Raw genomic sequence first — 18,546 nt, forward strand, 5'->3', positions numbered from 1 at the left:
TTTGAGGTTTTTTTTAATGTAGCCTACCCACTTTATTACAAATAAGTACAATTGGTTTTCCTATATAATTGGTTGTAAAGAAAATAAAAATATTTCCTCCATCTTTAATTTTTGTTTCTTTTTTAATTTGAGCGACTGTTTTGGGGAAATTTCGAGTGGTAATATTTGCTTTTTTTTCTGGAAGTAACTTTAAAAGTTTCTTTTTATCGTACGATAAAACATGTTGAATTTTAAAAGCTCTTCCAGGGAAATTAATTTGTTTTTCTGAAGTGTATAAATGCGAATGTTGATGCAATTTAAACACAGCTAACTGATTGGTAACTTGATGAAATCCTCCAGATTTTAAAATCGCAGAATTTGGTTCATATAAATAGGAGAGTGGTTCAGAGTATTCTGAAATAACATCTTCATTATATATAAAATTAAACGTTTGTGTTTTTCTTTTTTGATGTTTACTGTTTTTATAGCAATAGTATTGTTGTAATTTTTTTCTAATAAAAACAATAATTCTTTTACTTCATTATTTACCGCAACAATATGAATTTCCTTCACATATTTAAGTTCGTTAATTGTTTGGGTAATGTCTAAAATTGGTGATACTTTTATTAAAATATAATCAGTTTTTGTGAAAAAGAAATCAATTTTCGGGCTAATGTAAGGTTGGCAATCTTTCAATAGAAAAACCTTTCCTTTTAGATTATCTCTTCTAGAAGGATCTACATAAATACAGCTGAATTTTTATTTGTTTCTTTTAAGAAGTTTGTACCATTTCCTGAGAAAAAATCAACATTATTAACTTTTAATTGTTGAAAGTTGTGTTTTACAATTTCAGATAATTCTTGATTAATTTCACAATGAGTTACATTTTTAAATTGCTTAGAAAAGTAAAAAGCATCTACTCCAAAGCCACCAGTAATATCGATTATAGAATTACCAGAAATAATTTTAGATTTATAATTTGCCGTAATTTCAGATGAAGTTTGCTCGATACTTATTTTTGCTGGATAATAAATATTTTCTGTTTGAAACCAAGTTGGCAATTTCTTTTCAGACTTTTGTTTTGCTAAAATTTGATTTGCAATTTCTTGAATAGAAACTCCTTCAAAAAAACTTCCTTTTAAAACTACTTTTGTAATTTCTGTTTTTAAATTTTTGTTGATGAAATTTTGAACATCCGTATGTAAAATATAGAGATTCAAAATAAAATTACAAGTTTTTAGTTAACGATTTTACAATTTTATTTTCAGATAAAAATTCTTTTAAAATAACTTTTAGTGCGGTATATAATGGAACCGCAGTTATCATACCTATAATTCCAAAAAGTAAACCTCCTATAATTATAATTAAAAATATTTCTAAAGGATGCGATTTTGTTGTTTTTGAAAAAATAACTGGCTGACTTACAAAATTATCGATAATTTGAGCTATTAAATAACCAATCATCACATAAATGGTGGTTGGTAAAATTTCTGTTTGAAACTCTAAACCAATATTGCTTGTCATCGATAAAACAAACATAATTATGGCTCCAATTAATGGGCCAACATAAGGGATTAAATTTAGTAAGGCACATAAAAAGGCAATTACAACTGCATTATTAATTCCAAAAATTAGTAAAATAATCGTGTATAAAACAAACAGAATGGTAATTTGTAATATTAAGCCAATGAAATATCTTGACAATAAATCGTTAATAGTTTCCAAAGATTTTGAAAAACGTCCTTCAGTTTCATTCGGAATAATTGTCATAATTCCATTTTTAAGAATTCTGCTGTCTTTCATAAAGAAAAAAGAGATAAATAAGACAGAAAATAAGCCCACACTTAGCGAACCAAGAGTGCCTAAAACGTAGTTTAATAAATTAGGAATTGCTTTAAATTGAGAAGTAAAATCGATATTTTTTATTTCTCCTAAAACATCGATTCCTTTCGAAGAAAAATAGGCAGTAATTTGATTGAAAATATTTTGAATATTTGCCTGTAATTCATCACTTTGTAAAAGAGATAAACTTTTACCTTGCTCTGTTATTAAAGGAATAAAAAGTATAATTATACCAGTAATAATTCCTAAAAAAAACACCATTGTTGTAATAACAGCTACAGTGTTTGGAAATTTTAACCTTCTTCTTAAAAATAAAATAATAGGTCTTGCAATTAAAGAAATTACGCCTGCAATTACAATATAAACAATTACAGATTGAATGGTGTATAAGAAATACGCTAATAGAAAAACACCTAATATTATGGCAAGTGCTCTTAAAATTCCGTTTGAGATGGTTTTTGTTGTCATTTTTAATTATATCCTTTTACTTCGCCCATACTTAAATTTCTACCATTTCCAAATGTATGATTTGTTGGTAATAATGTACCACTTTCTGTGGTAATCCAATCTTCCCAAGTTGCAGAAACTCCATTCATTTTCATACTTGGAACATACATTTTGTAAGATATTGGTAAATAATTTTCATCAAGAATCCATAAATAAGAATCTCCAGGAGTTGAACCACCTGTTGTATATTTTACTAATAACGCATCTTTGTCATTTTCTTTTTGAACGGTTCTAATGATTCCATTTTCAAATAATTTATGAGGTGCCACTAACCAAAAAGAATCGTTGTTAAAAATATTCCAAGCTTTTTTTACAATGGTTGAATCTGCTTTTTCTTGTAATTTTCCGTTAAAGAAAACAGTACTTTTTTCTTTGTTTTGAGGATGTAAATTTACACGAATAGAGTCCCAAGAAACATCAGCAATATGTTTTTCTTTGTCCCATTTAAAATGTCTTCTGCCACCAAAACTCCATTCTAAATATCGTGTTTTTTTGTAAGCGTCGTGTTTTATTGTTTTAAGAATTTTATTAGCCAATTCATTTGCTTTTGGGTTGTAGGCTTTCACATTACCCATAGAAATTTCCATACCTAATAAAGATAGTTTGTGTTTAGTAGGTAATTTTATACCAGCTTCTGTGTTTTTAAAATGATTCCAAGTGGCAGAAATACCACCAATAGGAATAATGTTAGTCCACATTTTATAAGATGTTGGTAAAAAATTTTCATCTAAAATCCATAAATAAGAGTCACCAGGAGTGGAACCTCCAGAGGTATATGTAATTAAAAGGGCATCTTTTTCTTCATAATTTACAATTCTTCTTTCTGTACCAGCATCAAAAATTTTGTAAGGAGCAATTAACCAAAAAGAATCGTTGTTAAAAAAATCGGTTGCTTTTTTAATGATTTCAGTGTTTTTAGTTTCTTTATCATTCATAAAAACGATTGATTTTTCAGGAGATTTTGTATCTAAAATCACTTTATTTTTATCCCAAGAAACATGCACTATGTTTTCTTGTTTCATCCATTTATAATGATGCACATTTCTAAAACTCCATTCAATTACTTCTGTATTTTCAAATGCATCACCATTTATGGCATTGTACATTTTTACGGCTAATGCATCTGCTTCTTTACCTTGATTTCCTTGAGGAAGTTCTTCATTTTTTGTGAAATAGAAGATTATTCCAGCTACAATTAGTAATAAAAGAATAACACCTAAAAATTTGAAAAATTTTTTCATTTATAAATTTTAAAATAAAGTAGCTAATTTATTACATTTTATAGGAACTTACTTATTTTGCTTGTAATAATCTAAAACATGTTGAGGTATTTCCATGTTTTCTGGTTTTCCTTTATCAGGAATAGGATATGTTGCTATTTGTTTTATAGGTATTAAACCAGCCCAAACATCTAAATTATAATCTTCAGGTTCATCAGCAACACCAACATCTCTAATTTTTGCAGAAGCAGTTTCAATAGTCATTTCTACGACTAAAGTTCGTTCAAATTCTTCGTTGTTCATTTCGCGAATTCCACTCCATCTTCCTTTCATCATATGTTCCATAAAACAAAATAGGGCATTGTTTTTTTCTTCTTTATTTTCTATTTTTTACAGGTTCCAAAAAGTGTAGCTGATCTGTAATTTACAGAGTGATGAAATCCAGATCGTGCTAAAACCAAGGCATCTAAGTGCATCACAGTCATACTCATTTCTTTTGCCTCTAAAAGAGAAGTAAGCATTCTATTGGCGTTAGAACCGTGTAAAATAATTTTGTTTCCTTTTCTGCCATAAGCCATTGGAATTGCAATGGCTTTTCCTTGAAAATTGTAGCTTACATAGCCAATAAAACCAGCATCTAAAATGGTATTTATTTTTTCTATATCGTAAGTAGCTCTATTTGCGCCTCTTTTTACGCTGTTTAATTTTGATTTCTTGTATTCTTTCATGTTATCTTTTTGAAGGGTGAATTTTTTTGAATTGATTGCTGTTCATTTTTGTAGATTTTAAATTTTTTGGTTTGTAAACTTGTTTTATTGAAGCAGGATATTTTTCAATCATTTTTGATGGACGAATTGGACGTTCCACAAAATTACCAGCACAAGTTGGGCAAACATTTTCAAAAATTTCTATTGCACAGTTTTTACAATAGGTACATTCAAAAGAACAAATCATTGCTTCTGTTGAAGTGTTTGGTAAATCTTTGTTGCAATGTTCGCAATTGGGTCTAATTTCTAACATAGTATTATTTTAATACATCAAAATTACTATATTTATGGACTATTGTAATAATCCAGAATTAAAATATATAATAGTCCAGATTTTGTTTCCAAATAAAACAACTTTTCAATTAAATAGAAAAAGCAAACAAGCATTGTATTTGCAATTATCGAACACATTTATAGAATTGATTAAAAGCAGAAAATTATTACCAGAAACAAAATTACCAAGTAGTAGAACTTTGGCAGAAAACTTGAAAGTTCATAGAAAAACAGTAGTAGCTTGTTATGAAGAGTTATTGCTACAAGGTTGGGTTGAAAGTATTGCTAAAAAAGGAACTTTTGTAAATGCCAATTTACCCGAATTAAATGTGCAAGATTTTACAATTGATAACCAACATAAAAAAACAAATAATACTGGATTCGACTTTTATCATAACGAAGAATTGGTAAGAAAATCTCCTGAAAAAAAAGAGGGATTTATGTACATAAATGATGGAATTTCTGATGCGAGATTAACACCAACAGAAGATATTGCAAGAATTTATAGAAGAATTTGTGGTAGAAAACACATTTATAAAGAAATGTCTTATGGATCTTTATTTGGAAATGAAAAGTTGCGAAAAACATTGGCAAATTACTTAAACAAAACTCGAGGTTTATCTGTTTCTTATGAAAATATTCTCATAACTAGAGGAAGTCAAATGGGTATTTATTTATCTTCTAAATTATTGTTGAAAAAAGATGATTTAGTTGTGATTGGTGAAACAAATTATGCATCTGCAGATACTACATTTTTACAAAATGAAGCAAATTTAGTGCGAGTTTCTGTGGATGAAAACGGAATAAATACCAAAGAAATTGAAGAAATTTGTAAGAAGAAAGCAATAAAAGCAGTTTATGTAACTTCTCATCATCATCACCCAACAACAGTAACTTTGTCTGCGGAAAGAAGAATTCATTTATTGAATTTAGCCAAAAAATACAGTTTTGCAATTATTGAAGATGATTACGATTATGACTTTAATTACAACCATTCTCCAATTTTACCGTTGGCGAGTCATGATGCTAATGGAAATGTAATTTATATAGGTTCTGTTTGTAAAACAGTAGCACCTGTTTTTAGAATTGGTTATTTAATTGCTTCTAAAGAGTTTGTAAATGAAGCTGCAAACCAACGAAGATTTATAGACAGACAAGGTGATGCTTTGTTAGAATTAACTTTCGAAGAATTTATAAAAAACGGCGATTTAGATAGACATATTAAAAAAGTAATGAAGATTTACAAAACGAGAAGAGATTTGTTTTGTAAACTTTTAGAAGAAAAATTTAAAGATGTTTTCTTTTTTGAGATTCCAAAAGGAGGAATGGCAGTTTGGTTGACTTTACATAAAAAATATTCTTGGAAAACTATATCAGAAATTGCTTACAAACATCAATTAGAAATAGGCGAGTGGCAACGTTATGACATAGGAAATTCTAAACACAATGCTATTAGAATAGGTTTCGCAACATATAATGAAGAAGAAATTTACGAGTTGATAAAAAGACTTTCAAAAACGATGAACGAAGTTAAGTTACTGAAAAAATCTTTGTAAATTTTTTAGGTAATTCTTTAGAGATAGAAATTTTTTCTTTCGTAAACGGATGTATAAATTCTAAAATGGATGCATGTAAGTACAAGCCTTTTTCGTTTAAAACCTTGCCTTCTAAAAAATATTCTTTATCTCCTAAAATAGGATTTCCAATAGCTAATAAGTGTTTTCTTAATTGATGTTTTCTTCCCGTTTTTGGACTTAGTTTTACCAAATTTAAATAACCAAAGCGTTCTGATTTTACGGTTTGTAAAACAGTATATTTTGTAATTGACTCTTTCCCTTCAATTGGAGAATTTATTATTCCTTCGGAATTCATTAACCCAATGGTTATTGCAAAATAGGTTTTACTAATTTCTTTATTTTTAAAAAGAGCACTCAACTTAATAATTGCAGAACTTGTTTTTCCAATGACTAGAAGTCCGCTTGTTGGATAATCTAATCTATGTATAGGTTGTGGTTTTACTGCATCTTGTTGTTTACTTTTTTGCAGATTTTGAGTAAGTGCATTTGCTATGGTTACAAATTTATTTCCACTAACTAAAATTCCTGCTGGTTTGTAGATAATCGCTAAATAATCGTCTTCAAATAAAACTTCTAAATTTAATTTTAATCTTTCAAAAGTTGATGATTTTTCTGATTCGAAAAGCTCAATTTTTTCTCCTCCCGAAATAAATTTCGAGGTTGTTGCTACAATTCCATCAATAAAAATCAATTTTTTTTTGATGGCTTTTTTAATGCTAGATTTTGTGGGAATTGTATTGAAAATACCAACTGCATATTCTTGAAAACGAATTGGTTTTTCTAATTTTTTAGCGATATGAGTTTCTATTAGTTGCATTATTTAGCAAACAATTGCCCAATATCTTTAAACGCTTTAAACTCTAAGGCATTATTTTCTGGATCATTAAAAAACATAGTGGCTTGTTCGCCGACTTTTCCTTTAAAACGAATGCAAGGTTCTATAATAAATTTTGTGTTAGTTGCTTTTAATTTTTCTGATAAATTTTGCCAATCACTCCAAGTTAGCACCACACCAAAATGCGGAACAGGAACATTATAACCATCTACAGGATTAGAAATTTTTTCTGGTTGAAATGCGTCTTTTTGATGAATTACCAACTGATGTCCAAAGAAATTAAAATCTACCCAATGCTCAGCACTTCTACCTTCTTCACAATTTAAAATATCTCTATAAAACCTTCTGCATTTTTCTAAATCTTGTACAGGAATGGCAAGGTGGAAGGGTTGTATGTTTGTTTTCAAAGTTTAAAATTTTAGATTCAAAGTTAATAAAATTTATTCGTCTTAATTTGCGCTAGAATTTTGTATTGATTGTTTGTGTTAGAGATTTCTCCACAAGGTCGAAATGACATTACAAGTTTGGAATGATATTGTTTTGTCATTCCGAGTGAAGCCATAGCGAAACCGAGGAATCTTTGTATCGTAAGATTTCTCCACAAGGTCGAAATGACATTACAAGTTTGGAATGATATTGTTTTGTCATTCCGAGTGAAGCCATAGCGAAACCGAGGAATCTTTGTATCGTAAGATTTCTCCACAAGGTCGAAATGACATTACAAGTTTGAAATGAGATTATTTTGTCATTCCGAGTGAAGCCCATAGCGAAACCGAGGAATCTTTGTATCGTAAGATTTCTCCGCAAGGTCGAAATGACATTACAAGTTTGAAATGAGATTATTTTGTCATTCCGAGTGGAGTGATAGCGAAATTGAGGAATCTTTGTATTGTAAGATTTCTCCGCAAGGTCGAAATGACATTACAAGTTTAGAATGAGATTGTTTTGTCATTCCGAGTGAAACGATAGTGAAACCGAGGAATCTTTGTATTGTAAGATTTCTCCACAAGGTCGAAATGACATTACAAGTTTAAAATGATATTGTTTTGTCATTGCGAGTGAAGCGATAGCAAAACCGAGGAATCTTTATATGAAGAGATTTCTCCACAAGGTCGAAATGATATTACAAGTTTGAAATGAGATTATTTTGTCATTCCGAGTGAAGCCATAGCGAAATTGAGGAAATTTTGTATGAAGAGATTTCTCCACAAGGTCGAAATGACATTACAAGTTTGGAACGATATTGTTTTGTCATTCCGAGTGAAGCCATAGCAAAACCGAGGAATCTTTGTATCGTAAGATTTCTCCACAAGGTCGAAATGACATTACAAGTTTGGAATGAGATTGTTTTGTCATTCCGAGTGAAGCCATAGCGAAATTGAGGAAATTTTGTATGAAGAGATTTCTCCGCAAGGTCGAAATGAGATTACAAGTTTGAAATGAGATTGTTTTGTCATTCCGAGTGAAGCGATAGCAAAACCGAGGAATCTTTATATGAAGAGATTTCTCCACAAGGTCGAAATGATATTACAAGTTTGAAATGAGATTATTTTGTCATTCCGAGTGAAGCCATAGCGAAACCGAGGAATCTTTGTATTGTAAGATTTCTCCACAAGGTCGAAATGACATTACAAGTTTGGAATGACATTTTTTTGTCATTCCGAGTGGAGTGATAGCGAAATTGAGGAATCTTTGTATTGTAAGATTTCTCCACAAGGTCGAAATGACATTACAAGTTTGGAATGGGATTATTTTGTCATTCCGAGTGGAGTGATAGCGAAATTGAGGAATCTTTGTATTGTAAGATTTCTCCACAAGGTCGAAATGACATTACAAGGTCGAAATGACATTACAATTTCGAAATGACCTTCTTTGGTTCCGTTAAAATTCTAAAACCCAACAGCGGTATCATCGCCTCTAGGATCTGCACCTCCTTCTAATGTTCCATTGGGCAATACTAAAATAGCATCAACTCTGCCAATAATCAAAGAATTTTTTTCTAAAATGGTGTATCCCAAAGCTTCTAATTGAGATTTTGTTGCATTATCAAACCCATGAGGTTCCATTCGAATAACATCTGGCAACCATTGATGATGAAATCTTGGTTGATTTACTGCTTCTTGCATGCCCATTTTGTAGTCTATTACATTAATAATATTCTGTAAAACAGAAGTAATAATGGTAGAACCTCCAGGTGTGCCAATGACCATAAGTAGTTTTTCGTCTTTTTCTACTATGGTAGGTGTCATAGAACTTAACATTCTTTTTTCTGGAGCTATGGCATTGGCTTCAGAACCTATTAAACCATAAACATTTGGTACTCGAGGTTTGCTAGAAAAATCATCCATTTCGTTATTTAGAAAAAAACCGGCTCCTTTTACTAACATAGCCTGTATTTAAGGTTGTGGTTACAGAAACCGCATTTCCAAATTGGTCCACAATAGAATAATGTGTGGTTTCATCACTTTCAAAACCTAAGATTTTTCCATTAGAAATGCTTGAAGAAGGTGTGGCTTTATGCCACGAAAAAGATTGCATTCTTTGGTTGATGTAATTGGTGTTGGTTAAGCTATCTATAGGTACATTTACAAAATCGATATCTCCTAAATAATGTGCTCTGTCTGCATAACTTCTTCTTTCTGCTTCTGTTAATAATTGAATGTACTTTGTTGAGTTATGTTTTATTTCAGATAAATTAAAAGGTGCTATAGATTTTAAAATTTGTGCCAAACAAATGCCTCCGCTTGCGGGCAAAGTCATGGACGTAATTGTATGATTTTTGTATGAAAAAGTGATGGGTTTTTGCCAAACAGCAGTGTATTTTTCTAAATCTTGGTGCGAAATAATTCCCCCTAATTCAGTAACATAATTTACTAACAAATCAGCCGTTTTTCCTTTGTAAAATCCGTCTTTACCAAAATCTCGAATGCGTTCTAAAGTTTGGGCTAATTCTTCTTGTTTTAGAATATCTCCAGCTTTCCATTTTTTATCAAAAATAGTTCTGTAATTATTTACTTTTTCGAATTTTTCAGTAGCATTATTTAAATCTTTGGCTTGCATTTTTGTTATTGTAAATCCGTTTCTTGCCAAATCTATCGCTGGCTGAATTAAATCTTTCATGGATAAACTACCCATTTTTTGATGCACTTCAAAAACACCAGCAACAGAACCAGGAATGCCAACTGCGTTGGCACCCAACACACTTTTATCTGGAATTACATTGCCCAAAGAATCTAAATACATATCTCTATGTGCAGTAATTGGTGCTTTTTCTCTAAAGTCTAAAGCCCCTTTTGTTCCATCGTGATTTCTATATACCATAAATCCACCACCACCAATATTACCAGCAACCGGATATACAACTGCCAAAGCAAAATGTGTAGCGACCATAGCATCAAAAGCATTACCGCCTTTTTTTAGAATGTCTGCGCCAATTTTAGAGGCTTCTTCTCTTGCAGAAACTACCATCGCTTTTTGGGCAATTACTCCTGTAACTTTTTCTTTTTTGCAAGTAACGAATATGAATAATAAGCTGAGAAGAAAAAGTGTTTTTTTCATAATTATAATCATTTTTTGATTCCTGCTTTTCGACTTCGTCGAAGATAAACTCTAACAAGAATCTAAATTTACTTTTTATGGATTTCTATTTGTGTAGGAATGACAAGTAGCTCTTTTAATTTCTGACTCGAAAACTCTATTAAATCTTTAAAAAAGAGGGTAAAGTCTTCTTCTAATTCTTTTTTTAATAAGCGTAAATCTTCAATGGCTAAGTTCATTTGCGATTTGCCTTTGGTTCTATGGTTCATTCCGTTTAAAACCTTTGCAATGCCGTCTTCAAATTGATAGTTGTATAGAATGTTATATTCAATCATATATTTAATAAAGTTTTGAGACTTTATAGGCAACTCTAAAAGTTTTTTATGAAATAATTTATTTATAGAATCTGTATATACGTCTAAAGGAATTGCAGAATAATTTGCCCAATTTTTGGCTAAAAAATAATCGTAAAAAATATCGATAATTACGCCATCGTAATGTCTGTAACGTTTATGTAGCCTGCGTTTGCTTTTTCTAACAATTTTGTGTGCATCTGTAAAGGTGTCTATTTCTCTGTGCAAGAAAATTCCTTGCTGAATTTCTTTTGAAAACTTTGTGTAATTATTCCCTCTAATATGGTCTGCAATAAAATTGCCAATCATAATATTGGTGTTGTTTTGTGATAGGTATAAATGGGCAAGGAAATTCATAGGAGTAAATGTAAAGAAAAAACCACAATCAAATTAATTTGATTGTGGTTTTAATATGTTGTGTCATTTCGAGCTTATCGAGAAATCTATTTTATGAGATTCCTCCATTTCAGTCGGAATGACAATATCCTTCACTTTAGTCGGAATGACAGTATCCTTCACTTTAGTAGGAATGGTTGTATTCTTCACTTCAGGTGGAATGGTGGTATTTTCCACTTTAGTTGGAACGACAGTTGCTAGTTATTCAACATCACAGGCATTACCAACATGGTTATTTGTTCGCCTTCATCAGTACCATCAATTGGTGTTAAAATTCCTGCTCTATTAGGCAAAGACATTTCTATTAAAATTTCGTTAGAACTTAAATTATTTAACATTTCGCTTAAAAAACGAGAGTTGAAACCAATTTGCATATCATCACCTTGATAATCGCAACTCAAACGTTCGTGAGCTTTATTGGCAAAATCTAAATCTTCTGCAGAAATATTTAGTTCTGTGCCTGCCATTTTTAAACGAATTTGATGCGTAGTTTTACTAGAGAAAATAGAAACACGTCTTACAGAGTTTAAAAAAGAGGCTCTGTCAACGGTTAATTTATTCGGATTTTCCTTTGGAATAACCGCTTCGTAATTTGGGTATTTACCATCAATCAAACGACAAACCAACACCATATTATCAAACGTAAATTTTGCATTCGCATCGTTATATTCAATGGTAACATCGCTTTCAGAGCCACTTAAAACTCCTTTTAATAAATTTAAAGGTTTCTTTGGCATAATAAATTCTGCAGTTTGGTCTGCAGTAACATCGGTTCTAGAATATTTTACCAATTTATGAGCATCCGTAGCAACAAACGTTAAGCTTTGAGAACTAAATTGAAAGAACACCCCACTCATTACTGGGCGTAAATCGTCGTTTCCGGCAGCAAAAATAGTTTTTGAAATGGCAGTTCCTAAAATGTGTGCAGGAACCACTGTTTTACTTGGAGCGGGTAAAGAAACCGCTTTCGGAAATTCATCACCACCAAAATAAGCCATGTCGTATTTTCCTTGATCGGAACTAATTTCAATGGTATTATCTCCTTCTGTTTTAAAAGTTAAGGGTTGGTCTGGAAAGGTTTTTAAAGTATCTAGCAACAAACGCGCAGAAACAGCTATAGAACCTTCGCTATCACTCTCTACATTTACAACAGAACTCATTGTAGTTTCTAAATCTGATGCAGAAATTTTTAGTTGATTTTCAGACAATTCAAGCAAAAAATTGTCTAAAATTGGTAATGTGTTATTACTATTTATAACGCCACCTAAAACCTGTAGTTGTTTTAGCAATTGCGAACTCGATACAATAAATTTCATTAATTTTCTTATCTTAATTAGAATTACAAATATAACCTTAATAAGTGATTTTAAAAATTAATTTATCAACAGGTTATAAGCAATTTTGTTGATGATCTTAAAAACGTTATAATTATGTTAATTCGTTTATTTTGTTTGATAAAAAAAGTACATTTGTTACAACATCAATCTTCAATTATAATGATGATTGTTGCCTCGAGCGCAGTCGAGAGGATATTTTAATTAGTTCTCGACTGCGCTCGAACTGACATTCAATCGTTTAAAAGAATGAAGAAAATACTACTTTTAATTACTGTTTCATTATTAGTTTCTACGTCAATATTCGCACAAAAACCAGCTAAATTAACTTCAAATCAAATTTACGAGAAAGTTCAAAAATTAAACTTTTTAGGCACTGCATTATACATTGCTGCACATCCAGATGACGAAAATACACGACTAATCGCATATTTAGCAAACCACATAAAAGCAAGAACGGGTTATTTATCTTTAACTCGAGGAGATGGAGGACAAAATTTAATTGGGCCAGAAATTAGAGAACTATTAGGTGTCATTAGAACACAAGAATTATTAGCAGCAAGACGTGTAGATGGTGGAGAACAATTGTTTACAAGAGCCAACGATTTTGGGTACTCTAAACATCCAGATGAAACCTTAAAAATCTGGAATAAAAATGAAGTTTTAAGCGATGTTGTTTGGGCTATTAGAACTTTTAAACCCGATGTAATTATCAACAGATTTAATCATAGAACACCAGGAACCACACATGGGCATCATACAAGTTCTGCCATTTTAAGTGTAGAAGCTTTTGATTTGGCAGGCGACAATACAAAATATAAAGATCAGTTAAAATATACAAGTTCTTGGCAACCCAAACGATTGTTTTATAACACTTCTTCGTGGTTTTATAGAGATCGACAAAAGTTCGAAGAACAAGCCAAAGATTTTACAAAATTTAATGTTGGTGTGTATTACCCTTTAAAAGGCTTGTCTAACAACGAGTTAGCCTCTATCGCAAGTAGCCAACATTTGTGCCAAGGTTTTGGAAGACTTACCACAAGAGGAAATCAAAATGAATATGTCGAGTTTTTAAAAGGCGACAAACCAAAAGATAAAAACGATATTTTTTCAGGAATAAATACCACTTGGAATCGTATAGAAAATGGTGGCGATATTGGTGATATTTTGTACGAAGTTGAAGAAAAATTCGATTTTGTAAACCCGTCTAAACATTTGCCAATGTTGTTAGAAGCATATCAAAAAATACAGAAATTAAAAGATCACCATTGGAGAAAAATTAAAGAAAAACAAATTTTAGAAATTATTGAAGCCTGTGCTGGTTTGTATTTAGAAGCCTCTGCTGTGAGTTCTTCTGGAACACCAAACTCAACAATAGAAGTTCATTTCGAAGCGTTAAATAGAAGTAGTTTTCCAGTTGAATTAACATCGATTTATTCTACGATTGATGGAAAAAAGATTCCTAAAAATATCGAATTACAGAGCAATAAAAAATCGAACTTTAAAGAAACAATTTTATTAAAAACAAATACTTATTCAGACCCATATTGGTTGCGAGAAAATGCTTCTTTGGGAATGTATGCTGTAAAAAATCAATTGTTAATTGGCAAACCAGAAACACCAAGTCCTGCACAAATAACATTTAATTTAACTATGGGTAATGTTGCGGTTTCCATTACAAAAGATGTCGTAAGAAGATATGCAGAAAGAGATAAAGGAGAAATTTACGAACCCTTTGAAGTTTTACCCAAAGTAACTACAAAACTAAAAGATAAAGTTGTTATTTTTTCTGAAGATACCGCGCAAAAAGTGTTGGTAGAAGTTAGCGCAGGAGAGAATAACGTGTCTGGAAAAGTACATTTAAAAGTGCCTGCAAATTGGCAAGTTTCTCCAAAAGAAATCAATTTTAAAATTCAGCAAAAAAACGACAAACAAACGGTTGCCTTTTTGGTAAATCCGCCTAAAAATCAATCTGAAGGAAAATTGAAAGTAATAGCAACTTTAAACGGAAAGAGTTTTACAAAAGAATTGGTAGAAATTAACTACAATCACATTCCAAAACAATCGGTTTTATTAAATTCTGAAGCAAAAATTGTTCGTTTAAATATAGAAAAAGTAGGCAATAATATTGGTTACATCACAGGTGCTGGAGATGCAATTCCAGAAAATTTACGTCAAATTGGTTATACTGTAGAAGAAATAAATCCGATAGCAATTAACGCAGAAAACTTACAAAAATACGATGCCATTGTTTTAGGAATTAGGGCATATAATGTGGTAAAAGAATTAAAATTTAAACAAAAATATTTGTTGGCATATGTAAAAAATGGTGGAAATATGATTGTGCAATACAACACCAATAGAGGTGTAGATGTTGCGCCACCATTTCCATTACAATTATCAAGAGATCGAGTTACCGATGAATTTGCCGAAGTAAGAATTTTAGATAAAAATCATCAATTATTAAATTTTCCGAATAAAATTACAAAAGAAGATTTTAAAGGTTGGGTACAAGAAAGAGGTTTGTATTTTCCGAACTCTTGGGATGCGAATTTTACACCCATTTTATCGATGAATGACAAAGGTGAGACTCCTAAAAAAGGAAGTTTATTAATCGCAAAATACGGCAAAGGAAATTATATATACACAGGTTTAAGTTTCTTTAGAGAATTGCCAGCAGGAGTTTCTGGAGCTTATAAGTTGTTTGCAAATATGTTGTCTGTTGGGAAAAGAAAATAGTTTCAAAGTTTAAGATTTCAAGTTTAAGGTTTCAAGTTTAAGTTAAGGATTCGCATTGTTGTTCCTGTAAAAATAGGAATCTATAATTAGTAATTAGTGATTTTATAAACTTGTCTTTTCTAAAAAAAAATAAAAGTTAGCAAACAAGTTTAGCCCTGATTGAAACGACATCCTTTTTTACTGTCAGTTCGAGTGATTTTTATGACGAAGGAAGAAAAATTGTATCGAGAACAGAAGTAAAAAAGATATAGTGGAAAGCAGGAAATAGCTCCAAAAAAAAAGAATACAAAATGAAAGAACAAAAATATGTTTGGAAAAAAGTGTACACATTGGTTTTGGTGGCAAATTTGTTGTATTTGATTGCTTTTTATTTAATTACGAATTATTTTACGATTTAGGTATGGAAATGGCAAGTAAATTACACACAGTAGATTGGATTGTTCTTTCTATAACCCTTTTGTTTATAGTTGCTTACGGAACTTACGTGACACGAAAAAATAAAAATGTAACCGATTATATTAAAGGAGGAAGTGACTCGAAATGGTGGACCATTGGGTTGTCGGTTATGGCAACACAGGCAAGTGCTATCACGTTTTTGTCAACTCCTGGTCAAGCGTTTCATAGTGGAATGGGATTTGTGCAATTCTATTTCGGTTTGCCAATTGCAATGGTTATTATTTGCGTGGTTTTTATTCCTATTTATCACAAATTAAAAGTTTATACAGCTTACGAATTCTTAGAAGGAAGGTTCGATTTAAAAACCAGAAGTTTAGCGGCTATTTTGTTTTTAATTCAGCGTGGTTTGGCAGCTGGAATTACCATTTTTGCGCCCGCAATTATTTTAAGTGCGGTTTTAGGTTGGGATTTGTTAACGCTGAATGTTATCATTGGATTTTTAGTAATTATTTACACAGTTTCTGGAGGAACAAAGGCCGTAAATGTAACGCAGAAACAACAAATGATTGTTATTTTTTGTGGAATGCTTATCGCTTTTTACATGATTATGTCGCAACTTCCTGCAGACATTACGTTTACAAAAGCATTAAAAATTGCTGGTGCAAGCGGAAAAATGGAGGTGTTAGATTTTTCTTTCGATTTGAACAATCGTTATACAGTTTGGACCGGAATTTTAGGTGGAACTTTTTTAATGCTGTCTTATTTTGGTACAGACCAAAGTCAGGTACAGCGTTATTTGTCTGGTAAATCTGTTCGCGAAAGTCAATTGGGTTTAATTTTTAACGGCCTTTTAAAAGTGCCAATGCAGTTTTTTATTTTGTTAATTGGTGTCATGGTTTTTGTGTTTTATCAGTTCAATCCTTCGCCTTTAAATTTTAACCCTGGCGCAAATATCGAAGTTGTAAAATCTAAATATGCAAATGAGTACCAACAGTTACAAGATGAACATGTAAAAATTGAAAATTCAAAAAAAATACTTTTTTCAAATGGTTTTCAGCCAGAAGAAAAACAACAAATTTTAGACTTAAATACAAGAGATTTGGCTTTAAAAGCAAAATCGAAAGCAATTATTGATAAAATTGATGAAGAAAATACTTTAGAAAAAATAGAGTCGAATGACAAAGATTATGTGTTTATTCATTTTATTTTAAACAACTTACCAAGAGGTTTAATTGGCCTTTTGTTAGCGGTAATTTTGTCTGCAGCCATGTCTTCTACAGCATCTGAATTAAATGCTTTGGCGAGTACAACTGCCATGGATTTATACAAACGAAATGTAAAAAAAGAAAGAAGCGAAACGCATTTTGTAAAAGCCTCTAAATGGTTCACTTTGGTCTGGGGTATTGTTGCCATTTCTGTGGCCTGTATTGCCAATTTGTTTGATAATTTAATTCAGCTCGTAAATATTATTGGATCTATTTTCTACGGAAATGTTTTGGGTATTTTCTTACTGGCATTTTTTATAAAATTTGTAAAAGGAAACGCTGTTTTTATCGCAGCTTTAATTACACAAGCAATTATTATTGCTGTTTATTTTTTAGATTGGTTGCCTTATTTATGGCTAAACTTATTGGGTTGCGCTTTGGTAATGGGAACTGCGATTTTAATTCAGTCTTTTTTACCAAAAAAGCCAAAATTAAAATTGAGTGAAGTTTAAATTGAAAATTCAAACCTCACAGGTTTTTAAAACCTGTGAGGTCTTTAAGTATAAGTGCAATGATTAGAAAGATTAAATGGGGAATTATTGGTCTAGGAAAAATAGCTAATAAATTTGCAGAAGATTTAGCAACAATTAATGATGCAGAATTAGTTGCAGTCGCTTCTAGAAATCAAGAGAATGCAAATGAGTTTGCGAGTAAATTTAACGCTAAAAAGGCATACAATTCGTATGAAGATTTAGTAAAGGATTCTGAAGTTGATGCAATTTATATCGCAACTCCCCATAGTTTTCATAAAAACCACACTCTGCTTTGTTTGCAACATAAAAAAGCAGTTTTGTGTGAAAAACCTTTTGCAATGAATTCAATAGAAGTTGAAGAAATGATTTCTGTTGCCAAAGAAAACAACGTTTTATTAATGGAAGCATTATGGACGTATTTTTTGCCACATTATAAATTTGCTTTAAAATTTTTGCAACAAGAAAAATTAGGGAAAGTAACTCAATTAGAAGCAGATTTTGGTTTTCATCCAGCATACAATGAAAACAGTAGGGTTTTTAAAAAAGAGGTGGGTGGTGGAAGCTTGTTAGATATTGGAATTTATCCAATTTTTGCAGCTTTATCAACCTTAGGAAAACCAAAAAAGATCGATGCAAATGCAACTTTTTTTAAAAACGGAGCAGATGCTGCTTGTTCAATGGTTTTTGAATATGAAAATTCAAAAGCACTTTTAAAAAGTACGTTATTAGAAAAAACAAAAACGGAAGCAATTTTTACTTGCGAAAAAGGAAAATTGATAATAAACAGGCAATTTCACGCACCAAGTTCTGTAACTATTATTTCTGAAGAAAAAGAAGAAACTATTCAATTTGAAAATACAACAAATGGGTATCATTTCGAAACAGAGCATTTTAATCAGCTTTTAAGAGATGGTAAAAAAGAAAGTGATGTAATGACTTTCGAATTCTCTAAAAACTTGATTAAAGTTTTGGATGAAGTAAGGGCGGCTATTGGTTTAGATTATTAGGTTGAAGAAATTGTACCCTTTATTTTATCTAAATTTTAGATTTTCT

The 18,546-nt window shown here is 31.0% G+C and carries 13 protein-coding genes and 2 pseudogenes; 4 read left to right on the forward strand and 11 right to left on the reverse strand.

Going from position 1 to position 18,546, the window contains the following annotated elements; translation table 11 throughout:
- Positions 1-13 precede the first annotated feature (13 nt).
- From JL193_RS14880 to JL193_RS14905, 6 genes and pseudogenes are all read right to left on the reverse strand, one after another.
- Positions 14-1,199 (reverse strand): annotated as a pseudogene (locus tag JL193_RS14880) (class I SAM-dependent methyltransferase).
- Positions 1,200-1,206: 7 nt separating this feature from the next.
- On the reverse strand, positions 1,207-2,289 hold the full coding sequence (locus JL193_RS14885; protein ID WP_207971534.1) for an AI-2E family transporter: 1,083 nt from the start codon (positions 2,287-2,289) through the stop codon (positions 1,207-1,209).
- Between the two features lie 2 nt (positions 2,290-2,291).
- On the reverse strand, positions 2,292-3,569 hold the full coding sequence (locus tag JL193_RS14890; protein WP_207971535.1) for a hypothetical protein: 1,278 nt from the start codon (positions 3,567-3,569) through the stop codon (positions 2,292-2,294).
- Between the two features lie 48 nt (positions 3,570-3,617).
- A complete protein-coding gene (locus JL193_RS14895) occupies positions 3,618-3,884 on the reverse strand; it encodes a PNPOx family protein (RefSeq protein ID WP_243456768.1) in 267 nt (88 codons plus the stop codon).
- A 47-nt stretch (positions 3,885-3,931) separates the two neighbouring features.
- On the reverse strand, positions 3,932-4,276 hold the full coding sequence (locus JL193_RS14900; protein WP_207971536.1) for a pyridoxamine 5'-phosphate oxidase family protein: 345 nt from the start codon (positions 4,274-4,276) through the stop codon (positions 3,932-3,934).
- A gap of 1 nt (position 4,277) precedes the next feature.
- Positions 4,278-4,568, reverse strand: coding sequence for a DUF1272 domain-containing protein (locus JL193_RS14905; protein WP_207971537.1), 291 nt, complete (start codon positions 4,566-4,568; stop codon positions 4,278-4,280).
- A 34-nt stretch (positions 4,569-4,602) separates the two neighbouring features.
- Between JL193_RS14905 and pdxR the strand changes: the two genes are divergently transcribed.
- The gene (gene pdxR, locus JL193_RS14910) at positions 4,603-6,144 is read left to right on the forward strand and encodes a MocR-like pyridoxine biosynthesis transcription factor PdxR (RefSeq protein ID WP_207971538.1); all 1,542 of its coding nucleotides are present in this window, start codon (positions 4,603-4,605) and stop codon (positions 6,142-6,144) included.
- On the opposite strand, the gene JL193_RS14915 is transcribed toward pdxR, so the two are convergent.
- The 5 genes and pseudogenes from JL193_RS14915 to dnaN all read right to left on the reverse strand — a co-directional run bounded on the left by JL193_RS14915 (position 6,119) and on the right by dnaN (position 12,602).
- Complete coding sequence (locus JL193_RS14915) at positions 6,119-6,982, reverse strand: RluA family pseudouridine synthase (protein WP_207971539.1); 864 nt, start codon at positions 6,980-6,982, stop codon at positions 6,119-6,121. The genes pdxR and JL193_RS14915 overlap by 26 nt on opposite strands.
- A complete protein-coding gene (locus JL193_RS14920; protein WP_207971540.1) occupies positions 6,982-7,407 on the reverse strand; it encodes a VOC family protein in 426 nt (141 codons plus the stop codon). Before JL193_RS14920 ends, JL193_RS14915 begins: the two co-directional genes overlap by 1 nt.
- Before the next feature lie 1,482 nt (positions 7,408-8,889).
- A pseudogene (gene ggt / locus JL193_RS14925) lies at positions 8,890-10,558 on the reverse strand (gamma-glutamyltransferase).
- 68 nt (positions 10,559-10,626) lie between these two features.
- A complete protein-coding gene (locus JL193_RS14930) occupies positions 10,627-11,247 on the reverse strand; it encodes an acyl carrier protein phosphodiesterase (RefSeq protein WP_243456769.1) in 621 nt (206 codons plus the stop codon).
- Positions 11,248-11,483: 236 nt separating this feature from the next.
- On the reverse strand, positions 11,484-12,602 hold the full coding sequence (gene dnaN, locus JL193_RS14935; RefSeq protein ID WP_207971541.1) for a DNA polymerase III subunit beta: 1,119 nt from the start codon (positions 12,600-12,602) through the stop codon (positions 11,484-11,486).
- Positions 12,603-12,869: 267 nt separating this feature from the next.
- Between dnaN and JL193_RS14940 the strand changes: the two genes are divergently transcribed.
- The 3 genes from JL193_RS14940 (at position 12,870) to JL193_RS14950 (ending at position 18,500) form a co-directional block, all read left to right on the forward strand.
- Positions 12,870-15,359 (forward strand): PIG-L family deacetylase, encoded by a 2,490-nt coding sequence (locus JL193_RS14940; protein WP_207971542.1) that lies wholly within the window; start codon positions 12,870-12,872, stop codon positions 15,357-15,359.
- A 400-nt stretch (positions 15,360-15,759) separates the two neighbouring features.
- On the forward strand, positions 15,760-17,472 hold the full coding sequence (locus JL193_RS14945) for a sodium:solute symporter family protein (protein ID WP_207973496.1): 1,713 nt from the start codon (positions 15,760-15,762) through the stop codon (positions 17,470-17,472).
- Positions 17,473-17,531: 59 nt separating this feature from the next.
- The gene (locus JL193_RS14950; protein ID WP_207971543.1) at positions 17,532-18,500 is read left to right on the forward strand and encodes a Gfo/Idh/MocA family protein; all 969 of its coding nucleotides are present in this window, start codon (positions 17,532-17,534) and stop codon (positions 18,498-18,500) included.
- The last annotated feature ends 46 nt before the right edge of the window (positions 18,501-18,546 follow it).

This window comes from Polaribacter batillariae (assembly GCF_017498485.1).
GTDB classification, from domain to species: domain Bacteria; phylum Bacteroidota; class Bacteroidia; order Flavobacteriales; family Flavobacteriaceae; genus Polaribacter; species Polaribacter batillariae.